At 65.2% G+C, this 18,782-nt stretch carries 21 protein-coding genes, 1 tRNA gene and 1 pseudogene; 16 read left to right on the top strand and 7 right to left on the bottom strand.

The genetic code is table 11. The annotated features are described in order from the left end of the window. The first annotated feature begins 57 nt into the window (after positions 1-57). Both ABEJ63_RS00415 and ABEJ63_RS00410 read left to right on the top strand, forming a co-directional pair. Positions 58-444 carry a DUF5830 family protein gene (locus ABEJ63_RS00415; RefSeq protein WP_375794357.1) on the top strand — a complete coding sequence of 129 codons (387 nt, stop codon included), beginning with the start codon at positions 58-60 and terminating at the stop codon, positions 442-444. A gap of 46 nt (positions 445-490) precedes the next feature. Next, entirely contained in the window at positions 491-2,158 is a 1,668-nt protein-coding gene (locus ABEJ63_RS00410; RefSeq protein ID WP_375794356.1) for a response regulator, read from the top strand. Here the strand turns inward: ABEJ63_RS00410 and ABEJ63_RS00405 are convergent, their stop codons facing one another. Beyond that, positions 2,159-3,067 carry a hypothetical protein gene (locus ABEJ63_RS00405; RefSeq protein WP_375794355.1) on the bottom strand — a complete coding sequence of 303 codons (909 nt, stop codon included), beginning with the start codon at positions 3,065-3,067 and terminating at the stop codon, positions 2,159-2,161. A 117-nt stretch (positions 3,068-3,184) separates the two neighbouring features. Between ABEJ63_RS00405 and ABEJ63_RS00400 the strand changes: the two genes are divergently transcribed. The 4 genes from ABEJ63_RS00400 (at position 3,185) to ABEJ63_RS00385 (ending at position 8,620) form a co-directional block, all read left to right on the top strand. Next, positions 3,185-3,311, top strand: a tRNA-Met gene (locus ABEJ63_RS00400). A gap of 328 nt (positions 3,312-3,639) precedes the next feature. After that, the gene (locus ABEJ63_RS00395; RefSeq protein WP_375794354.1) at positions 3,640-5,661 is read left to right on the top strand and encodes a hydantoinase/oxoprolinase family protein; all 2,022 of its coding nucleotides are present in this window, start codon (positions 3,640-3,642) and stop codon (positions 5,659-5,661) included. Further along, positions 5,658-7,265: a hydantoinase B/oxoprolinase family protein gene (locus ABEJ63_RS00390; protein WP_375794353.1), complete on the top strand. Its 1,608-nt coding sequence runs from the start codon at positions 5,658-5,660 to the stop codon at positions 7,263-7,265. Before ABEJ63_RS00395 ends, ABEJ63_RS00390 begins: the two co-directional genes overlap by 4 nt. Before the next feature lie 44 nt (positions 7,266-7,309). Further along, positions 7,310-8,620 carry a S8 family serine peptidase gene (locus ABEJ63_RS00385; protein ID WP_375794352.1) on the top strand — a complete coding sequence of 437 codons (1,311 nt, stop codon included), beginning with the start codon at positions 7,310-7,312 and terminating at the stop codon, positions 8,618-8,620. Position 8,621: 1 nt separating this feature from the next. On the opposite strand, the gene ABEJ63_RS00380 is transcribed toward ABEJ63_RS00385, so the two are convergent. Then, complete coding sequence (locus ABEJ63_RS00380; RefSeq protein ID WP_375794351.1) at positions 8,622-9,293, bottom strand: cupin domain-containing protein; 672 nt, start codon at positions 9,291-9,293, stop codon at positions 8,622-8,624. Between the two features lie 159 nt (positions 9,294-9,452). Between ABEJ63_RS00380 and ABEJ63_RS00375 the strand changes: the two are divergent. From ABEJ63_RS00375 to ABEJ63_RS00365, 3 genes and pseudogenes are all read left to right on the top strand, one after another. Beyond that, positions 9,453-11,621, top strand: a pseudogene (locus tag ABEJ63_RS00375) (PAS domain S-box protein); the annotation flags it as partial. 284 nt (positions 11,622-11,905) lie between these two features. Further along, positions 11,906-12,064, top strand: a complete 159-nt coding sequence (locus ABEJ63_RS00370) for an ATP-binding protein (protein ID WP_375794350.1) — start codon at positions 11,906-11,908, stop codon at positions 12,062-12,064. A 40-nt stretch (positions 12,065-12,104) separates the two neighbouring features. Next, positions 12,105-12,500: a tautomerase gene (locus ABEJ63_RS00365; RefSeq protein WP_375794349.1), complete on the top strand. Its 396-nt coding sequence runs from the start codon at positions 12,105-12,107 to the stop codon at positions 12,498-12,500. On the opposite strand, the gene ABEJ63_RS00360 is transcribed toward ABEJ63_RS00365, so the two are convergent. Then, complete coding sequence (locus ABEJ63_RS00360) at positions 12,501-12,971, bottom strand: hypothetical protein (RefSeq protein ID WP_375794348.1); 471 nt, start codon at positions 12,969-12,971, stop codon at positions 12,501-12,503. Between the two features lie 83 nt (positions 12,972-13,054). On the opposite strand from ABEJ63_RS00360, the gene ABEJ63_RS00355 reads away from it, so the two are divergent. Continuing rightward, complete coding sequence (locus ABEJ63_RS00355; RefSeq protein ID WP_375794347.1) at positions 13,055-14,092, top strand: zinc-dependent alcohol dehydrogenase family protein; 1,038 nt, start codon at positions 13,055-13,057, stop codon at positions 14,090-14,092. On the opposite strand, the gene ABEJ63_RS00350 is transcribed toward ABEJ63_RS00355, so the two are convergent. Beyond that, positions 14,089-14,265: a hypothetical protein gene (locus ABEJ63_RS00350; RefSeq protein ID WP_375794346.1), complete on the bottom strand. Its 177-nt coding sequence runs from the start codon at positions 14,263-14,265 to the stop codon at positions 14,089-14,091. The two genes, ABEJ63_RS00355 and ABEJ63_RS00350, sit on opposite strands and share 4 nt — an antisense overlap. 435 nt (positions 14,266-14,700) lie before the next feature. Here ABEJ63_RS00350 and ABEJ63_RS00345 point away from each other — a divergent pair, with 435 nt between their 5' ends. From ABEJ63_RS00345 to ABEJ63_RS00325, 5 genes are read left to right on the top strand one after another with little or no spacing between them, the layout of a single operon-like run. Next, the gene (locus tag ABEJ63_RS00345; protein WP_375794345.1) at positions 14,701-14,850 is read left to right on the top strand and encodes a hypothetical protein; all 150 of its coding nucleotides are present in this window, start codon (positions 14,701-14,703) and stop codon (positions 14,848-14,850) included. Continuing rightward, positions 14,847-15,251 carry a hypothetical protein gene (locus ABEJ63_RS00340; protein WP_375794344.1) on the top strand — a complete coding sequence of 135 codons (405 nt, stop codon included), beginning with the start codon at positions 14,847-14,849 and terminating at the stop codon, positions 15,249-15,251. Before ABEJ63_RS00345 ends, ABEJ63_RS00340 begins: the two co-directional genes overlap by 4 nt. A gap of 42 nt (positions 15,252-15,293) precedes the next feature. Next, positions 15,294-15,713, top strand: coding sequence for an acyl-CoA thioesterase (locus ABEJ63_RS00335; RefSeq protein WP_375794343.1), 420 nt, complete (start codon positions 15,294-15,296; stop codon positions 15,711-15,713). 50 nt (positions 15,714-15,763) lie between these two features. After that, positions 15,764-16,732, top strand: coding sequence for a hypothetical protein (locus ABEJ63_RS00330; RefSeq protein WP_375794342.1), 969 nt, complete (start codon positions 15,764-15,766; stop codon positions 16,730-16,732). Beyond that, entirely contained in the window at positions 16,729-17,535 is an 807-nt protein-coding gene (locus ABEJ63_RS00325) for a mechanosensitive ion channel family protein (protein ID WP_375794341.1), read from the top strand. Before ABEJ63_RS00330 ends, ABEJ63_RS00325 begins: the two co-directional genes overlap by 4 nt. Before the next feature lies 1 nt (position 17,536). Here ABEJ63_RS00325 and ABEJ63_RS00320 read toward each other — a convergent pair whose 3' ends face one another. Then, positions 17,537-17,755, bottom strand: coding sequence for a hypothetical protein (locus ABEJ63_RS00320; RefSeq protein ID WP_375794340.1), 219 nt, complete (start codon positions 17,753-17,755; stop codon positions 17,537-17,539). 85 nt (positions 17,756-17,840) lie between these two features. Between ABEJ63_RS00320 and ABEJ63_RS00315 the strand changes: the two genes are divergently transcribed. Beyond that, positions 17,841-18,098: a hypothetical protein gene (locus ABEJ63_RS00315; protein WP_375794339.1), complete on the top strand. Its 258-nt coding sequence runs from the start codon at positions 17,841-17,843 to the stop codon at positions 18,096-18,098. Here ABEJ63_RS00315 and ABEJ63_RS00310 read toward each other — a convergent pair. After that, entirely contained in the window at positions 18,095-18,391 is a 297-nt protein-coding gene (locus ABEJ63_RS00310) for a hypothetical protein (protein ID WP_375794338.1), read from the bottom strand. The two genes, ABEJ63_RS00315 and ABEJ63_RS00310, sit on opposite strands and share 4 nt — an antisense overlap. Next, positions 18,388-18,747 carry an ArsR/SmtB family transcription factor gene (locus ABEJ63_RS00305; RefSeq protein ID WP_375794337.1) on the bottom strand — a complete coding sequence of 120 codons (360 nt, stop codon included), beginning with the start codon at positions 18,745-18,747 and terminating at the stop codon, positions 18,388-18,390. The genes ABEJ63_RS00310 and ABEJ63_RS00305 overlap by 4 nt, the downstream gene beginning before the upstream one ends. Positions 18,748-18,782 lie beyond the last annotated feature (35 nt).

Here is an 18,782-nt window from a genome sequence, read left to right as displayed (position 1 = left end):
GTCCGGGTGTTGGCGACGTGGTGAACGCTTAAGCATCCGCGCGGCCGGGGTGAAAACGTGCGCGACGCGGGCGAGACGGACCCCGAAGCCGAAGAGAATCCTATCGAGGTCGGCGTGCAGTTGCTCGAACGACTCGAACACGAGTCGCTGCCGCTGTCGGATGTCGTCGACCGCATCGAGACGGTGACCTCAGACCCGGCAATTACTCGCGAAATACTGGACACTGCGGAGCGACGTGGGGTTATCGACCGCGAGGCGGGCCAGATTCGGCCGAACCGTTCGTCATTTCTCTCCTTCGAGGCGGATGTCGTTTCCAAGGAAGGAGAGTTCACCTGCCTGCGGTGCGGCGCTTCGCTGTCGACTGGCTACTTCATGCGCTTGGAGGCCGCTGAGCACGGCCCATTTGGCTCCTCGTGCATCCGGAAGGTGACCGGTCGGGAGTAGAAGCGACCGACGAGTTTTTGCCCATCGGTTGATACCACCTCGCATCGTGAGGGGCGACAGCAGCGACCCGGCGGGTGGCGAGCCGGTCAATGTGCTGCACGTTGACGACGAACCCGACTTCGCCCGGATGGCGGCCACGTTCGTCGAGCAGGAACACGAGCGACTCAACGTCGAGACAGCGACGAGCGCCTCGGAGGCTATCGAGCGGCTGGATACGGGCGGTGTTGACTGCATTGTTGCCGATTACGACATGCCCCAGATGGACGGACTCGCCCTGCTCGAGGCCGTCCGAGAATCCCACGGCGACCTTCCATTCATCCTCTTGACCGGCCGCGGCAACGAGGGAGTAGCGAGCGAGGCTATCTCCGCGGGCGTGACCGACTACTTCGAGAAGCGCGACGGCACCGAACAGTACACCGTGCTGGCGAACCGCATCCTCAACGCAGTGGACGCCAGCCGGATGCGAGGACGGCTTGACGAGCACAAGCGCCAGCAGGAGTCGACGGTCGCCCTTCTGAGCGAGCTATACGATGTAACGACGGATGCAGACGCAACTGCAGACGAGAAACTCTCTCGGCTACTGGCGATCGGTCGCGACTGGCTCGACATACCGTATGGGTTCCTGACCCGCATCGACGGCGAAGCAGGTGAGCGCCAACAGAGGATTGTCAAGTCGGTGGGGAGTCACGAACTGCTCCAACCAGGTGAAACCGCACCATTGTCAGAAGCGTACTGCCGGCACACCATCGAGACCGAGGGGCGGTTCGCCGTCGCCGACGCTGTCGCGGCCGGCTGGGAGAACGACCCTGCCTTCGAGCTGTTCGAGCTGGGTTGCTACGTTGGCGATGAGGTGCGGGTGAACGGCGAGCTGTACGGGACGCTCTGTTTCGCCGGGACGGAGCCGCGCCCAAAGCCGTTTAGCGACTGGGAGCGGACAGCGGTTCGGCTCATGGTAAAGCTGGCGAGCTACGAACTGGAGCGACGACGCACCCGCCGGGAGCTGCAGTCGAAGAACGAACGACTCGAGGAGTTCGCAAGCGTCGTCGCACACGACTTGCGCAACCCACTCACTGTCGCAGAAGGCCGGGTCGAACTCGCGCGTACGAATGGCGGTTCGGCGACGAAACATCTCGAAGAAGCTGCCGACGCGCTAGCGCGCAGCCAACAACTTATCGATGACTTGCTAACGCTGGCGCGTCATGCGGGCGAACTCGGCGAACTCGAGTCCGTGTCACTGGGCGCGGTGACGGAAGCCTGCTGGCAGAACCTCCCGACAGAGCGGGCGCGACTGGTCGTCGAGCGTGACCGCAAGCTGCTCGCCGACCGCCGACAGCTCCAACAGTTACTCACGAATCTTGTCCGCAACAGCGTAGAACACGGTGCCGGTGGTAGCGGACCGGATGGACGAGAATCCACGAGCGCAGACGGCACGGCCGGGGTGGCGCCCGGTTCTACAGACGGAGGAAGCGAGCCCATCGTTACCGTCCGCGTCGGGGGGACAGACGCCAGATTCTATGTCGCAGATGATGGCCCCGGGATACCCCCCGACGAGCGGGGGCGGGCTTTTGAGGCCGGCTACTCGACAAACGAGGACGGCACCGGCTTCGGGCTCCGCATCGTTGAGCGCATTGCGGACGCGCATGGCTGGTCGGTGTCGGTCATGGAGAGCGAGAATGGCGGAACCCGCGTCGACGTAACCGGCGTCGAGGGGTAGTCACCGGCCTCGGCGGAGTTCGTCGACGAGCGTCTCGATTGTCTCGCGCTGCTGTTCAAGCAAGTCGTTCTGTCGTTCGACAGCTGCCTCAAGTGCCTCGATTCGCTCGATGAGTTCCTCGCGGTTGCCGCGGTCGTCAGTCGACTCTTCCACGGCGTTGTCGGTGACACGGTCGATTGCGGGGTGGTTCTCTTCTGTATCGGGCTCGTCAACCAGCGGGTCGATGCCGGCGTCGTCGAAGTTATTGGTCCCACCTTTGGATCCCTTGTCGGCCACGTCCTCGTCGTCACGAAGGTCTGGGAGCGCATCGACGTCGTGGTACGCTAGTAGCGCGCTCTCGACAGCGTGGACGACGGCATCTGCCTCGTCGGAGGGGAGTTTCACTCGCTGGGGCCGGCCGTCGACAGTGATGACGAGCCCGGTGGCGACTTCACCCGCCTCCGTGTCGAGATCGGTCACGGCCGAGAACGGGAATGACTCGTAGTCGTCGTCCCAGACGGCACCGCCGACGTGTTTCAGCAGCCGGGCATCTGTGACGACGAGTGTCAGTTCGGAGAAACGAAACGCCCGCCGTACCGTCTCGGTTCTGTCGGTGACACCGGTGGCTGTAAGTACGCCCTCGAGCAACGGCACGAGTACGTCATCCGTCCGTTCATCGGGGACTGTGAACTTTCCAGCGGTATCGACATAGGTGAGTTCAACGGTAGTCTTTCGCCTACCGGACGTTACGTCGATTCGTTCGACATCATGCGGATACGCGGAGACGGACTCATCCGACAGTAGCCCCTCAGCCCGGTAGACAAGCGTCCGGGTCGGTGTGACGAAGACGGCATCTTCACCGCCGAGGTCGACCCGGGTGCGCACGTTCTCGCCGTCAAGCCGCTCGGTCACGAGCGGTGGGACGTCCATACCCCACAGTCCCCGCCGCTCGGCTTAAATCCGCTGGGAGCCGCCGCGGCCCGCCGTAGCCGGGCGATGCGTCCCGGATGGACAGGTTCAAGTCCGCCACCGGACTACCCCGACGCAGGCCGGGTGGCTTAGCTGGACATAGCGCCGCACTCATAGGGTTACGCGGCTGTCACGCAGTCCCTCCGGGCTGTCTCCCGGGACCTGGGACATGCGGAGATCGTGGGTTCGGAGCCCACCCCGGCCACTTACCATTTCGTTGAGGTGCGACAGGGAGTCCACGAGCGACATTGCCGGATTCGACCTATTGTAGTGACATCCTCAGAGAGACCGCCACTCGACTAACTCGAGATGCTGGTCACCACACCAGCGCGAGTGACATGGTGGTCACGTCGGGGCTCCAACGCCCCCCATCCGTTAGGTGGAAGCTTCGGGCGTCGCGAGCTCGTCTGGCACCGGCGACTGGTGGCCTTGTAATACAGTGGATTCGAACCCGCAGAACAACGCTTTCCTGCGTCCCGACCTGCCCTCCAGCAAATGACGACTATAGCCACACAATACGACCGGACGGCGCCATGACTGAGACTGGCCTTGGCCCGCGCGTCGGCGTTGACGTCGGCGGGACGTTCACCGACGTAGTGCTCATCGCCGACGACGAGTTGACAACGGCGAAGGTACCCTCGACTGCCGACCAGAGCGACGGCGTGCTCGCAGGCATCCGGAAGGCGTGTAACTCGGCTGACGTCGCGCCGGCCGAACTGGCGGAATTCGTCCACGCGATGACCGTCTCGGTCAACGCACTACTGGAGCGATCTGGCGCGGAGACGGCACTGGTCACCACCGAGGGGTTCCGGGACGTACTCGAGATTGGCCGCCAGACCCGGCCAGCGCTGTACGACCTCGACGCCGAGAAGCCGGCGCCGCTGGTTGCCCGCCGACACCGCTACGAACTCTCGGAGCGGGCAACGACAGATGGCATCGAGACAGGCGTTGACGAGACAGCCCTCCAGGAATTGACCGACGAGCTGCGCGCTGAGGGCGTCGAGAGTGTTGCCGTCGCGTTCCTACATGCCTATGCCCATCCGGCCAACGAGCAGCAGGTTGCGGCCTACCTCCGTGAGCACTTGGACGTGCCAGTGTCCGTCTCGCACGAGGTGCTCGCAGAGTTCCGCGAATTTGAGCGGACGGCGACGACCGTCGCAGACGCCTACGTCACCCCGGCCATCGATGTGTATATTGGCCGGCTAGCCGAGCGGGCCCGCGAAGCGGGCGTGCCAGCGCCGCGGGTGATGCAGTCGAACGGCGGCATTGCCAGTGCCGAGGCCGTCCGCAACCGGGCCGTGACAACTGTTCTCTCCGGACCGGCAGCGGGCGTTATCGGTGCACGCCGCGTTGCCGGTCCAGTCGCGGACGAGCGTGGACTGGATGGGCTAATAACGTTCGACATGGGTGGCACGTCCAGCGATGTGAGTCTCGTACGCGACGGCGAGGTTGAGCGGACAACCGACACTGTCGTTGACGGGGTGCCCGTGCGAACGCCGATGGTCGACGTGAACACTATCGGCTCAGGCGGTGGGAGTGTCGCATGGGTCGACACTGGAGACGCACTTCGGGTCGGTCCCGAGTCAGCTGGTGCTGACCCCGGTCCGGCCTGCTACGGGCGCGGCGGTGAGCAGGCAACGGTAACGGACGCTGCACTCCTGCTCGGCTATATTGGCTCCGATGCGCAACTCGGTGGCGAGCTGTCGCTCGACCTGGCGGCTGCCCGTGACGTACTCGGCCGCCTCGCCGCGGCCGCGGGCCTCGAGTCCCCCCGCGAGGCAGCCCGAGGGATTTATCGTGTCGCTAACGCGAAAATGACCCAGGCTGTCCGTGAGATGACCGTCGAACGAGGGTATGACCCCCGCGGGTTTGGACTCGTTGCGTTCGGCGGCGCGGGGCCGATGCATGCGGTCCCTGTGGCGTCCGAACTCGATATCGAGACGGTCGTTCTCCCGCTCGCGAGCGGCGTACTCTCGGCGTACGGGCTACTAGATGCCGACGAGCGCTACGACGCCGTCCGGACGCAGATGGGCGAACTCGCGTCTATCGACGAGACACAGCTGAGAGAGACGTTCGCCGAACTCGCGGCCGAGGTGCGCGCAGAGACGGAATTCGGCGACCCGACGGTCGATTTGTCGGCGGATTTACGATATGTCGGCCAGAGCTTCGAGTTGACGGTATCCGCTGACGCCGACCCATCCGTCGCCGACCTACGCGAGCGGTTCCATGCCGCCCACGAGCGTGCGTACGGCTATACGGCCGAGGAACCCGTTGAAGTGGTCAACCTCAGAGCGACGGCCCGCGTCGAGCGGGGCGTCACTGACGCCGCACACAAGGGAGACGGCACCCCCGAGCGCGGGGAACGCACTGTCGACTTTGGCAACGGCCCCGTCGAGACGCCAATATATGACCGTCGGGCACTCTCGACGGGACGGTATGTCGACGGGCCGGCGGTACTCGCCGGCCCTGAGAGCACAGCCGTCGTCCCGCCAAGATGGGGCGGGTGTGTCCGTGGGGACGGCACACTCGTAGTGACGCGAGGTGAGACGGCGTGAGTGACATCGACCCGGCGACCTTGGAGATACTCCGCAACCGACTCGAGGGGGTAGCCGAGGAGATGGGTCGCGTACTCGTGCGGGGTGCATACTCGCCGAACATCAAAGAGCGACGCGACTGCTCGACAGCACTGTTCGACGCCGACGGCCGAATGGTCGCGCAGGCCGAGCATATCCCCGTCCACCTCGGCGCGATGCCCGAGGCCGTCGCGGCGGTCCAGGACCGAGACCCTGCGCCTGGCGAGGCATACCTGCTGAACGATCCGTTCGCGGGCGGCACCCACCTCCCAGATGTCACGATTGTCTCGCCGCTGGCGCCCGACGGCGACGTGCTGGGCTACGCGGTCACGCGCGCCCACCACGCCGACGTCGGCGGCGGGACACCCGGGAGTATGCCAGCCGGCGCGACCGAAATTTACCAGGAGGGACTCCGTCTGCCGCCGGTCCGGCTGGCGGTCGACGGCGAACTCGTTGAGGATGTTCTCAACCTGCTGCTGGGAAACGTACGCGGGATTGACGAGCGGCGGGCTGATCTCCGGGCACAGCTTGCGGCTAACGAGCGGGCGGCCACCCGCATCGCCGAACTCGCGGATGGCGAGACAGATCTCACGTCGGCATTCGACGCCGTCATCGACTATTCTGCAACCCGGATGCACGGGGAACTGGCCGAGATACCCGACGGCCGCTACACAGCAACGGATGTATTGGAGGGCGACGGAGTCACCGATGAGGACGTGCCGGTTGAGGTGTGCGTCGAGGTAGACGGTCCGTCAGTCGAAGTCGACTTCACTGGCACCGCGGCACAGGTCGCGGGTAACATGAATGCCCCACTTGCGGTTGCGAAGAGCGCAGTCTACTTTGCCGTCCGTGCGGTAACTGACCCCGAGATACCGCCGAATCACGGCTGTTACGCCCCGGTCGAGGTCCACGCGCCCGAGGGGTCGCTGCTCAACCCACAGCCGCCGGCGGCCGTCGTGGGTGGCAACGTCGAGACGAGTCAGCGGATTACCGATGTCGTGCTCGCGGCGTTCGCCGAGGCGCTCCCAGGAGAACTTCCCGCCCAAGGTCAGGGGACGATGAACAACCTGGTCGTCGGCGACCGTGGCGCTGACGGATTCACATACTACGAGACAATCGCTGGTGGATTTGGTGCCCGGCCGTCAATGGACGGGATGGATGGTGTCCAAGTAGGAATGACCAACACGCTCAATACCCCCGTCGAGTCCATCGAGACGGAGTACCCGCTCCGGGTTGATCGGTATGCACTCCGCCCAGATTCGGGCGGGGACGGCCAGTTCCGAGGCGGGTTGGGCATCGAGCGAGCGATTACTGTGAAGACAGACGCTGTCGTGTCGCTGCTAACCGAGCGGCGCCGCCATCCTCCCGCTGGCGCCGACGGTGGCGAGGACGGCGCCCTTGGCGAGAATCTAATCAATGGGTCAACCGTCGGAGCCAAGACCACCCGCGAGGTGGCCGCTGGCACCACGGTGACGGTGCGAACGCCGGGCGGCGGCGGCTACGGTCCACCAGCCGATCGAAATCCTGCCGCCCGCGAGCGAGACCGCCGCGATGGGAAGACCACCGACAGCGATTCCCCACGATAATAACATTATTTATTATTATATCCAGCAGCTAGCGCGGCCGCCCTATGACGCCACCGCTCACACGCCGGTCCCTGCTCGGGACCGTCGGCAGCGCCAGTGCACTCGCGTTTGGTCCCCGACTGGCGACGGCGACGGCCGCCGACAAGCGATTCATCGTCGACACCCGCGAGAACGTCCGACTCGGTGACGCACGCGTCGTCCACGACCTCAATCCCGTCGACGCGTTAGTCGTCGAGACGAACGACCCCGCGACGCTTGACGGCCGGTATGCCCCAGATGTCGGACTCGCCCTCGATCTTCCCGTTGACGCCCAGTCGTACGGCGCCACAGCCGCCAGCGTCGACGCGCTCTCGGAGTTCCAGTGGGACAAGTCTAGCCAGCGGGTGTCCATGGTCCACGACCACACAACCGGTGGTGGCACCCGCGTCGCGGTAATCGATACGGGTATCGCCGCAGCCCACCCGGACCTCGGGGATGCCGTTGACAGACGTCGCTCTCGCAACTTTACTGACGACGGCGGCGATTTCACCGATGTCGGCTATCACGGCACCCATGTGAGCAGTATTATCGCCGGCGCAACGCGCGACGGCCGGGGCGTCCTCGGGACGGCTCCCGACACGGACCTTGTGGTGTGTCGCGTTTTCTCCGGGCGCGGCACGACCAGTTTCGGGACGATTCTCGCGGCGATGGTATACGCCGCGCGTGTCGGCTGTGACGCCGCCAACATGAGCCTCGGCGCTTACCCGATGCCGCTGGCCGACGACGATATCCAGGTGTTGCTTGACCTGTTTGATCGCGCAACGACGTTCGGCCGCGAGCGCGGGACGTTGTTCGTCGCTGCGGCGGGTAACGCCGGCGTCAACCTCGACGAGGATGGCCCACTCATCAGCCTCCCCGCCGAGGCTGACGACGTGGTGAGCGTGAGCGCCACCGGCCCAATCGGCTTCCGCTGGGACGACGACCCTGGCGAGGACGACCCGCTTGACGACCTCCGACGATCGACACACACCCCCGCCTTCTACACCAATTATGGCGAGCGGGCAATCGATCTGAGCGCGCCTGGCGGCAACGCCGACACCGATGCGATGGGAAGCGGCGAGGCGTGGTTCCTTGACCTCGTCTTCGGTGCTGTCCCCGGCGGCTACGCGTGGCTAGCCGGCACAAGCATGGCCGCTCCACAGGTGACCGGTACGGTTGCGTTGGTACGGAGCCGTCACCCAAATCTGTCGGCACCGGATGTCGCCCGGCACCTCACGGCAACCGCGGAGGGTGCCTCCGCACAGCAGTACCACGGAGCCGGCCATCTCGACACCCGGGCGGCTGCTACACAGGAGATAGAGTTCCGCGACGGCTGAGCTACAGCGACGGCTGTTCAACGTGGTGACGCCAGAATGCTGGGCGACGGTAGCGGTCGTGGGCAGCACGGTAACCGCGGGCGAGTCCGACCGGTGCGAGCAGTTTCGCTAGCGGCCGTGTCACGCGCGGGTCTCGCTCGGTGAACACCGTATCCCGGGAGAGTCGATCGGCGATGACCGCCTGCTGGAGCGGCGACTCTGCGTCGGCCGTCTCGTCGTGGGCCAACCCGCCAAGCGTTGGCAGAACGTGCCCGATACGGCCGGGCGGCTCAATGTCCGTGACGACCACGCCTAGCTCCGACCCAAGACACCGGAACGTGTGACGGACATCTGTGGGCACGTCGACGCGCTCGCCGGCAGCCACGCGGCGTCGCTCGCCGTCAAGTCGAAACTCGATTCGTCCCTGGCGCACGTCGAACGATTCTTGACTAGTCGCGTGGTAATGCTCAGGCGGACCGCTATACCCCGGCCCGAAGACACTGACCAGCCGAATCCGCTCGTCGTCGTCCACGAGCCGCGCCGCCCACGACGGCCGCGTTGGGTGGGAGGTGAGCGGGCCGACCCGCTCGCGCAGCAGTGCCGCGAGGTGGCCATCCGTCTCGAGTTCGAACCCCGTCCCCGGAACCGGCTCACCCGTCGAATCGAGCGTCCGGCCGGTTGTCACCGTCGTCATATCGGCATGTGGACTGCCAGCGTCGAAACGCTTCCCCTCTGGGAGCACACCGTAGTAGTACGCGTAGCGGTTACCAAGCTGTCTGACGGTTTCATTACGCCTCTTGGGGCGTGAAACACCGTCACATACGTTATGTATGTAGGGAGTTAGAACCGACCAATGGGCGCGCCAGCAGGGAGTATTACCGTCCTTCACGTCGAGGACGAGGCCGACTTCGCGGAGTTGACGGCGGCACACCTCCAACGCGAGGACGAGGGGCTCGCAGTCACGACAGCTACCACCGTCGACGAGGGGCTCGAACGGTTTCGCGAGGAGCCGGTTGATTGTATTGTAAGCGACTACGACATCCCGCCACGGGACGGCATCGATTTCCTCGAGTCCGTCCGCGAACTCGACCCGGACATCCCTTTTATGCTGCTCACAGGAAAGGGGAGCGAGGAGGTGGCCAGTGAGGCGATTTCTGCGGGCGTGACCGACTACCTCCAGAAGGGGACTGGTACCGGCCAATACGCGGTACTGGCGAACCGCATCCGCAACGCCGTTGAGGGATCACGTGCCGAGCGGGCTGCCGCCCGGACAGAGCGGCGGCTGACCGAACTAGCACGCAACAGCAACGACATCTTGTGGATGTTCTCCGCCGACTGGTCAGAGTTGCTCTTCATGAACGACGCCTACGAAACCATCTGGGGAGAGTCGGCCGAGGAACTACGGGCGGAGCCGACTGCCTTTCTTGACGGCGTCCATCCCGACGACCGCGAGCGAGTGCGGGCGGCGATGGAGGCACTCTCGGAGGGCCGCTCGATTGATATCGAATTCCGCGTCAACGCCAGTGAGTCGTACGGTCGGTGGGTGTGGGTGCAAGGCGAACCAATACGCGAAGACGGCGGAGTAGCCCGGGGGGCTGGCTTCGCGCGGGATGTCACCGCTCGGAAGCGCCGCGAGCAGGCGCTTGAGGAGCTGCACGCCGTCGCCACCGAGCTCCCCAGTTACGACACTGAGGAGGCAGTGTGTCGCCGAATCGTCGCGGCCGCCGAGAACATCCTTGAGTTCGATATGTGCGTCACCAATCTTGAGTCGGATGGTTGGCTCGATGTCGTTGCAACCTCCGAAGAACTGCCCGAGGGAGGCGCAGCCGGGATGGCGGTCGACGAGGGGATGGCAGGCAAAACATACCAGACAGGCGAGTCCTATCGCATCGACGATGTCGCCGAGGCGACGGCTGCGAATCCACAGGGCCCATACCGATCGGCGCTGTCCATCCCAATTGGTGAGCATGGCGTCTTCCAAACCGTCTCGGAGTCGACCGGGGCGTTCGACGACAACGACCGCGAACTGGCCGAACTGCTCGTCGCCCACGCCATCCGAGAGCTGGACCGTATCGCCTACGAGCGGAGCCTTGAGCAGTACGAGACCATCGTTGAAGCATCCGGCGATGGCATCTACGTCGCCGACGCTGAGGGCCAGTACACGCTGGTGAACGAGGCGTTCGCCGACCTCACCGGTTACGACCAAGCGGAGCTCGTCGGTACCCACGCCTCGTCGGTACTTAGCGACGACTCCTACGAGCAGGCGCTCGATAACATCCGAATGTTCCTCTCGGGGGAGACAGACACGACACAGACAACGCAAGAAGTGACTGTCGTCCGGGCCGACGGCGAGCGGGTACCCTGCGAGGACGGGCTTGCACTGCTTCCTCTCGAGGGCGGTGAGTACCGCGGCGTGGCGGGGGTTGTCCGCGATATCTCCGCGCGGAAAGCTCGGGAACGCGAGCTTGAGCAGTACGAGACCATGACGAACGCCATCGGTGACATGGTGTATATCCTTGACAACGACGGCCACTTTCAGTTCGTCAATGACGCCGCCGAGGACCTCACGGGCTACAGCCGCGACGAACTGCTCGACGCCCACGTCACCCTGCTCGCAGACCGCGACGATGTTAAGACGAGTACGGCCGTTCTTGAGGAGCTGCACGAGGGGAACAAGCGGGCGACGGCCGCGTTTACCTGGACGCTCACCGCCGCAGACGGTACGGAGCTGCCTGTCGAATCGCAAATATCGTTGCTGTATGACGGCGACGAGGTGGTCGGCTCCGTCGGCGTGGTCCGAGATGTCGCCGATCAGCTGGAACGCGAGCGGGAACTCGAACGGCGCAACGAGCGGTTAGAAGCGTTCACTAGCGTCGTCAGCCACGATCTGCGAAACCCGCTCAACGTCGCAGCAGGCCGACTGGAACTGGCACGCGAAGACTGTGAGAGCCCTCACCTCGGAGAGGTGGCCCACGCGCTCGACCGGATGGACGCACTCATCGACGACTTGCTTACGCTGGCGCGCAACGGCCAGCAGGTAGGCGAAACAGAACCGGTCGGGCTCGCGGCAGCGACGGAGCGAGCTTGGCGAACCGTCGCCGGCGAGGACGCGACCCTCTCCGTTGAGACGGATCAGCGGGTGCTCGCGGACCCCGGCCGGCTCGACGGTCTACTGGAGAACCTGCTGCACAACTGCGCCGAACACGGCCACTCAGACGGAGGCGCTCGCATCGTCGTTGGTGATCTACCGGACGGCTTCTACTCGCCGACGACGGACCCGGAATACCGCCCGACGAGCGCGAGCGGGTGTTCGAGCGAGGCTACTCCACCGGCGACAAGGGGACGGGATTCGGGCTGGCCATCGTTGAAGAGATCGCCGAGGCTCATAGCTGGTCGGTCTCAGTTACGGCGAGCGAGTCTGGCGGGGCACGCTTCGAGATAACTGGCGTAACCGCCGCCGAGTGACCGGCATAACCGTTATATTCTCGTTCGTATAGAGACGCGTGTGCCGCTGCTCACGCTCGAGACGACCTGCCGGCTCGGTCCAGCCGACAAGCGGGCCGTTACCGACCGGCTGACCGAGCTGTACGCCGACCACATGGAGACGGGGACCGGCCACGTGGCCGTAGTCATCCACACGCATCCGAACGGTGGGCTGGCACTGGGCCGACTCACCCCCGACGAGGACGCCGTGCTGCTGGACGCGGACGTGCGGCGGGGCCGCTCATTCGACCAACAGCGGGCGTTCGTTGAGGCGGCCTTCGAGGCGGTTGCGACTCACTGGGGCGTCCCGACTGAGAATGCCTATGCCGTCGTGACCGCTCACGATGGCGAGCAATTCCATGAGGCAGACCGCGTCCTCGCGTCGTGGGATGCAGACGAGGCAGGCGAGGGGCCCTGACTATAGCAGCGCGGTCCCGAGGTGGACGACAGGGACGAGCACGAACAGGTATGCGAGCGCCGACAGCGTCCAGTCCCGGGCGACCGGCGCACGCCGGGTGCTCCGGAGCCGCGAGCGCGGCAGGACGACACCGACGAAGAAGCCGATCATCAACACGAGCAGGACGACGCCGACGCTTAGCGTCGTCACAGGTGTAGGTCCGCCGACAAGGAACTCCCCGGCGTATAGCAGCCAGACGAATAGCGGGCCGGTGAGTCCGCCGGCGAGGTAATGGACGACAGTCGCCAACCGTTGGGGTGCGTCGTCGGGGTGGGCGCCGGTAAGGACGCCGCTCGCGACCTGTGGAGGAGTCTCTCCCTCCGGAAGCCGCGCCATCACGCGATCCATGACGAGCGTGGCGAGCACAGCACCAAGCAGGCCGACAGGGAACCGCAGCGCTGGCTCGGGCGCGGCCACGAAGTTGGGTTGCATACGCGCGCCGTCGGCTCCCCACCTCAAACCATTGTCGTTGCCGGACGCCGGGGGTTTTTGCGCCCGCCGCAGCGAGTGGGGATATGCGCGCCGCTCGATACCACGGTCCGGGCGATATCCGCGTTGAGGAAGTACCGAAGCCAGAGATTGAGGGACCGGACCACGCCATCGTCCGCGTCACCCACACCGCCATCTGCGGCTCCGACCTTTGGTTCTACCGGGGAGAGAGTGATCGCGAGGCCCCATCGCCTGTTGGTCACGAGCCGATGGGCATCGTCGAAGAGGTTGGGGAGGACGTCGTCTCTGTCGAGCCTGGCGACCGCGTGCTGGCACCCTTCGCCGTATCCTGTGGAGCGTGTGAGTTCTGTCGCAAAGGGCTCCACACCTCCTGTGTAAACGGCGACTCGTGGGGCGGTGACAACGGTGGTGGTCAGGGCGAGTACGTCCGGTGTACGCAGGCCGACGGGACGCTCGTGCGCGTCCCCGACCGTCACGCCGACGACCCGGAGACACTGCGTTCGCTCCTCCCGCTGACGGACGTGCTGTGCACGGGCCACCACGCCGCAGTCAGCGCGGGTGTCGACGAGGGGGCGACGTGTGCTGTCGTTGGCGACGGCGCTGTCGGATTGTGTGGCGTTCTCGCGGCCCGCCGGCTGGGCGCCGAGCGTATCGTCGCCGTCGGCCATCACGAGGACCGACTCGCCATCGCGGAGGAATTCGGTGCGACCGACCTCGTGAGCGCCCGCGGCGAGGCGGCCGTTGAGGCGGTGCGCGAGGTGACGAACGGCGGCGCCAACCACGTCCTCGAGTGCGTAGGCGCGGAGTCGGCGATGGAAACAGCGGTCAACGTCGCCCGTCCCGGCGCCACCGTCGGCTACGTCGGTGTTCCACACGGGATGGATGCCGGCGTCGATCTGTTCCCCTTCTTTGGCGACAACATCACTCTTCGGGGGGGCGTCGCGCCTGTCCGCGCGTATATCGAGGAGCTGATGGCCGACGTGCTACAGGGGACGCTTGACCCGTCACCGGTGTTCACAAAGACAGTGGATCTCGAAGGAGTGCCGGAAGGTTACCGCGCGATGGATGAGCGCGACGCGGTGAAGGTGCTAGTTGAACTTTAGCCCGTCCGACGGTCGTCGAACGCCGCCGCCACCGTCGCGAGCGTCTGTTCGTCGTGGAACGTTGGGTCGACATAGAAGACGGCGCGGGCGTCGACACCCGCTAACCGGCCAGTAATCGTATGGAAGAATTGGAACGCTGTCCGAGTGTCGACGTACTGGAGTAGGACAGACACAGAGTCGAACCGGACGAGCAGGTCATCGACACGCCCCCATGAGTCGAGCGCGCTGTTAAGCGCGATACCGATACCTGTGAGGTCGTCGGGCGCCCAACTGACTCGACAGGGACGTCAAGCGACTCGGCCGTGCTTGGACCAATCTCAACGAGGGCAAGCGACATCGGCGGAGGATCGCGATCGGCCCACAGCCCGCGGCGAGCGGCCGCGTCGGCTTCGGTAGTGAATTCGAGGACGTGGAGCCGCTCTGTCCCGTTGACTGAGGGCGGGGCTGGCGGTCCCTCGCCATCTGTCTCGACCAGCACTGCCTCTCCCCGGTGTAGGTCGGCCTCTTCGTGCACGTGGACTCCCTTCGGAGTCAGTAGTAGCCCACTCGGTATGGCTCTGCCGGCTCAACCCGAACCTACTTCATCCGCTCGGCCCCTTGAGAAGGTAATGCCAGAGTGCGCCAGCTGTGGGGAATCGGTCGGGGTCGCCGAGGAGCACATCCAACTGGAACACCACCACGAGCACATGCGCTTCGAGAGCACCTTTTGCGGCACTGACTGTGCGATGGCGTACCTCGACGATGGACTGAGCGGGTGAGGTGTGGCCGGCGACGACTGCTCGCGGCCGTCGGGACGCTCGTTCTCGGAGCCGGATGCGGGGAGCCGTCGGCGGCAACCCAGTTTCGCCGTCGGCTCCGTACTGGCGATATCGCAGTCCGCGCGCTCTCTGAGACGAAGGACGCGTGGGTGCTCGAATACCTGACGGCCGCGAGCAATACGGCTGACCTCCGCGGGGAAGCCCGGCGCGTCGCCGTTGCATATGCGGCGACAGTCCCCGCCGGTGACCACCGACTCGACGCGACGGCTGTCGCCGATGCGGCCGACGCGCTGTCTGCGGAGTGGTATGCAGAAGGGACGTGGGCGCGTGCACACGCCGCTGGTGACCTCTCGACGGCAGCCTACCTCGACCGTGTCGCCGGGACGACCGACGCGTTCTAAGAAACCGAAAACTCCGAGAGCGTCGGCGCCGGGGGCTGGCGTATGGACGACGCCTTCCGTTTCCGCGAGGAGATACCGCTTCGGCTCCGTGACCTGGATCAGATGAACCACGTCAACAACGCCGTCTACGCGACATTTCTTGAACAGACCCGGTCAGCGTACTTTCGGGAGGTGGTCGGCGCACCGCTGGAGGAGATCGGCGCCGTCATCGCGGACCTCGCAATCGAGTTCGAGCAGGCCATCACCTTGGATGCTGGCCACGTCACAGTCGGTGCGCGTGCGACCGATCTCGGCGATAGCAGCGTCCCATTGGTATATGAGGTGTGGGCCGACGGCGAACGGGCGGCGACGGGCGAGACGACGCTCGTGTATGTCGACCGCACCTCTGGCGAGGTGCGGTCGCTGCCCGATTCGTGGCGCGCGGCCATCACCGACTTCGAAGAGTTCGACGACAGGACGTGAGGCGGCTCGGTCCGGGGTTATAAACGGGCGACCGCCGAACGCCGGACACGATGCGTTCGGCCGAGGACACAGAGGCCACAGCGGGGCTTGACCCCGAGACGCTGCTCGGTGACGACCACGAGACGTTCACCGGGGTGACGAGCGGCGAGCGTGCCGGGCCACTTGCTGTTGTCGCCGCGCCATTCGCAGGCCGGCAGACAGTGGTTGCCGCCGCCGCCGACCGCCTCGGGGTCGAGGCTGTGTCGCTGTCGGCCGACCGGGCCTCTGTTCCCCAGGTGCCCGCCGAAGGCCCAGTCGTGGTCGACGGCTGTCACCACCTCTACCGGCGGGCAGTCGGTGGCTTCGACCGACTCGACGAGTTCCTCAACCGGCTGGCGGCCGCTGAGGGGCCGGTGGTGACCGGCTGGAACCGCTACGCGTGGACGTACCTCGCGGCCGTCAGGGGGCTTGATCGCGCGTTTGCTGACCGAGTTGATGTCGGCCCGGTGGCCGCGGAAGCAATCGCGGAGGTGGTACTCTCGCGGTACGGTGACCTACCGTCGTTCGCGGCCGACGAGTCGATGTCGAGGGAACGACGAGTGCGGTTTCGGCGGCGCCGGATAAGCGTCGGCGGCTACGGGCTGGAGGTACCGGTACCGACATTGCGGCCGCCGGCCGGCGAGGTGGCACCAGCCGACGTGGTGTTCGAGCGGTTGGCGGCTGTCACCGAGGGAAACGTCGGCGCGGCGACAGCTATCTGGACGAGCGCGCGCAGCGAGGAGATGCGTCCGAGCGACGTCGTCGGCGCCGGAACTGATCCGACGCTCGACCGGGAGGAGGCGTTCTGCTTGCGGCTCGTGCTCGCTAAAGGGCGGGTTGCCCGCTCGGAGCTGGAAGCGGTCATCGGCGAGGGCGTCGATCGTGTGGTCGGCCGTCTGGTCCGGGCCGGGCTACTCGTTCACGAGGGAGCCTTCGTCACGCTCGAGCCAGCGGCGTTGCCGACGGCGACGGCCGCAGCCGACCGGAGGCCGATACTGTGAGCCAGCCGGCCGTCGACCTCGGGTTTGATCTGGGTCTACTGGTCGACCTGCTTGTGGTCGTTATCGCTGCCTACCTGCTGGCGCGGGCGGTTCGGGCCGTCGTGAGCGCAGCCGCAGAGCGGCTTCCCCGTCGCCGGCTGTCGGTGAAGATACTCGTTCCAATCGTGAGCTTCCTCATCTATGGGGTCGCTGGCTACGTCATACTGGTGCCGGTCTTAGGCGTTTCCTCGACGCAACTGCTTGCCATCTCAGGGCTGCTTGCGGCCGCGCTTGGATTCGGGCTACGAGACCTATTTGCGGGGGTCATCGGTGGGCTGGTCATCATCACAGAGCAGCCGTACCGGGTTGGAGATAAGGTGACTATCGGCGACCACTACGGCGAGGTGGTGAGCATCGGGCTCCGATCAACGACGCTCCGCACGCCCGATGACACCGCCGTCACCGTCCCCAATGGGACGCTGTTCACTGCGAACGTGGCAAACGCCAACGACGGTAGCCCAGAGATGATGGTCGTCGTTGAGGTAGACATCGCCCCAGAGGCAGATCTCGGGCGAGCACGGACCATCCTCGAAGAGGCCATCGTCACCTCACGCTACGTTTTCGTTGACGATGACCACCCGGTTGCTGTGCTGGTCGATGACGAGACCTATTACCGGACGCTGCGCGGGAAGGCATACGTGGCTGACCTACGTGATGAATTCGCGTTTGCCTCCGACGTGACAGAGCGGGCGCTCGACGGCTTTGAGGCCGCAGGTGTCGAGACGCCAGAGTATCCGCCACACGAGCGGGGCCGCGGGGGGTAGCTCAGCCGTCCGCGCGCCACTCAGCTGCGAGCGCTGTCGCCTGCGCACGGTCGGACACCCGCTCGTGGCGGTAGGCCGATCCCTCGGGGGCCTGTTCAAGTCGGTCAAGGCTGACGACCCACTCGCCGCGTGCCGTCTCACGGGCGAGCAGGCGGGCGTGGCCATCACCCCGCTCCCACTCGACGCGCGTCGGTTCATTCTGGACACGCTGCCACTCCATACCGGGAGGTCGAGAGCCGGTGTCGTAAGTCGTTCGACGGCGAACCGAAGCGTTAAGACGAGTACGCCGTCACCCCAAGACAACGATGCTCGCCGTTCCGCTGCAGGTCGTCGACAACTTCTTGCTCCAGTATAACGCGGGGCAGGTGTTGCTGGCGCTCCTAATCCTCTCGACGCTGGCCGCACTCCCGCTGAAGTCGCTGAAGGTCATCGGAATCAACACTGTCGTGTTCGGTCTCATCTTTATGCTCACACCGGGATCGCTCGCCCCCGTCCAGTACCGCTTCCTCGGCGTCGCTTTATTGTTCGTTGGGCCGCTGCTCGTCGTCTCAGCGCGCCGCTAACGGTATAACGAGAGATAAATCGCGCCAAACCCGACGGAGAACGGCACCGTCCCAGCAATCTGCAGTAACATGAATGTCCGGCTCATCTCTGACGAGGAGAGCAGCAACTGGGTGTTTAGATTCGAGACGGCGACGCCCATACTAATGAACGCGAACCCGACGAACGCGAATTTTAGCCGCTCCGTGCGACGGTTTCGGTAAGCTCGGTAACTGATGACCGTCAGCCCAAGCGACAGGCCGAACAGGACCAACCGAAACAGCGCGAGCACGACGCCGGCGATGTCAAGGATCATCCGCGGTCACCCGCGAGTTCGTCCCATAACTGTTCGAACCGATCCGGCACGTTAGCTCGACGGTACACCCTGACTTCGTATTCGCCGTCATCGTCGAGCTTCACCACGGTCGACTCGAAGTTGCACTCGTAGACATTGTAATGGTTGCCGTCACCGGAGACCTCAGTCCGCTCGGTCACCAAGTCATGCCGCTCCAACAGCTCGAGCCGTCGGTAGATGGTTGGGAGGGACATGTCACACGCATCCGCAAGCTGTTTCGCCGGTCGCGGCTCTGTGGCGACGGCCGCGAGTACCTCACGGGCCCGCTCGTCGCCGATGGCGTCGAGTACCTCTTCGACCGGGCGAGACTCGTCCACGCCAACTCCATCGGGGGCGAGCCGATAAGCGTTGT

Origin of the sequence: Halosegnis sp. (genome assembly GCF_042216475.1) — an archaeon.
Lineage (GTDB): Archaea > Halobacteriota > Halobacteria > Halobacteriales > Haloarculaceae > Halosegnis.
This window is presented reverse-complemented; position numbering and strand designations above follow the sequence as displayed.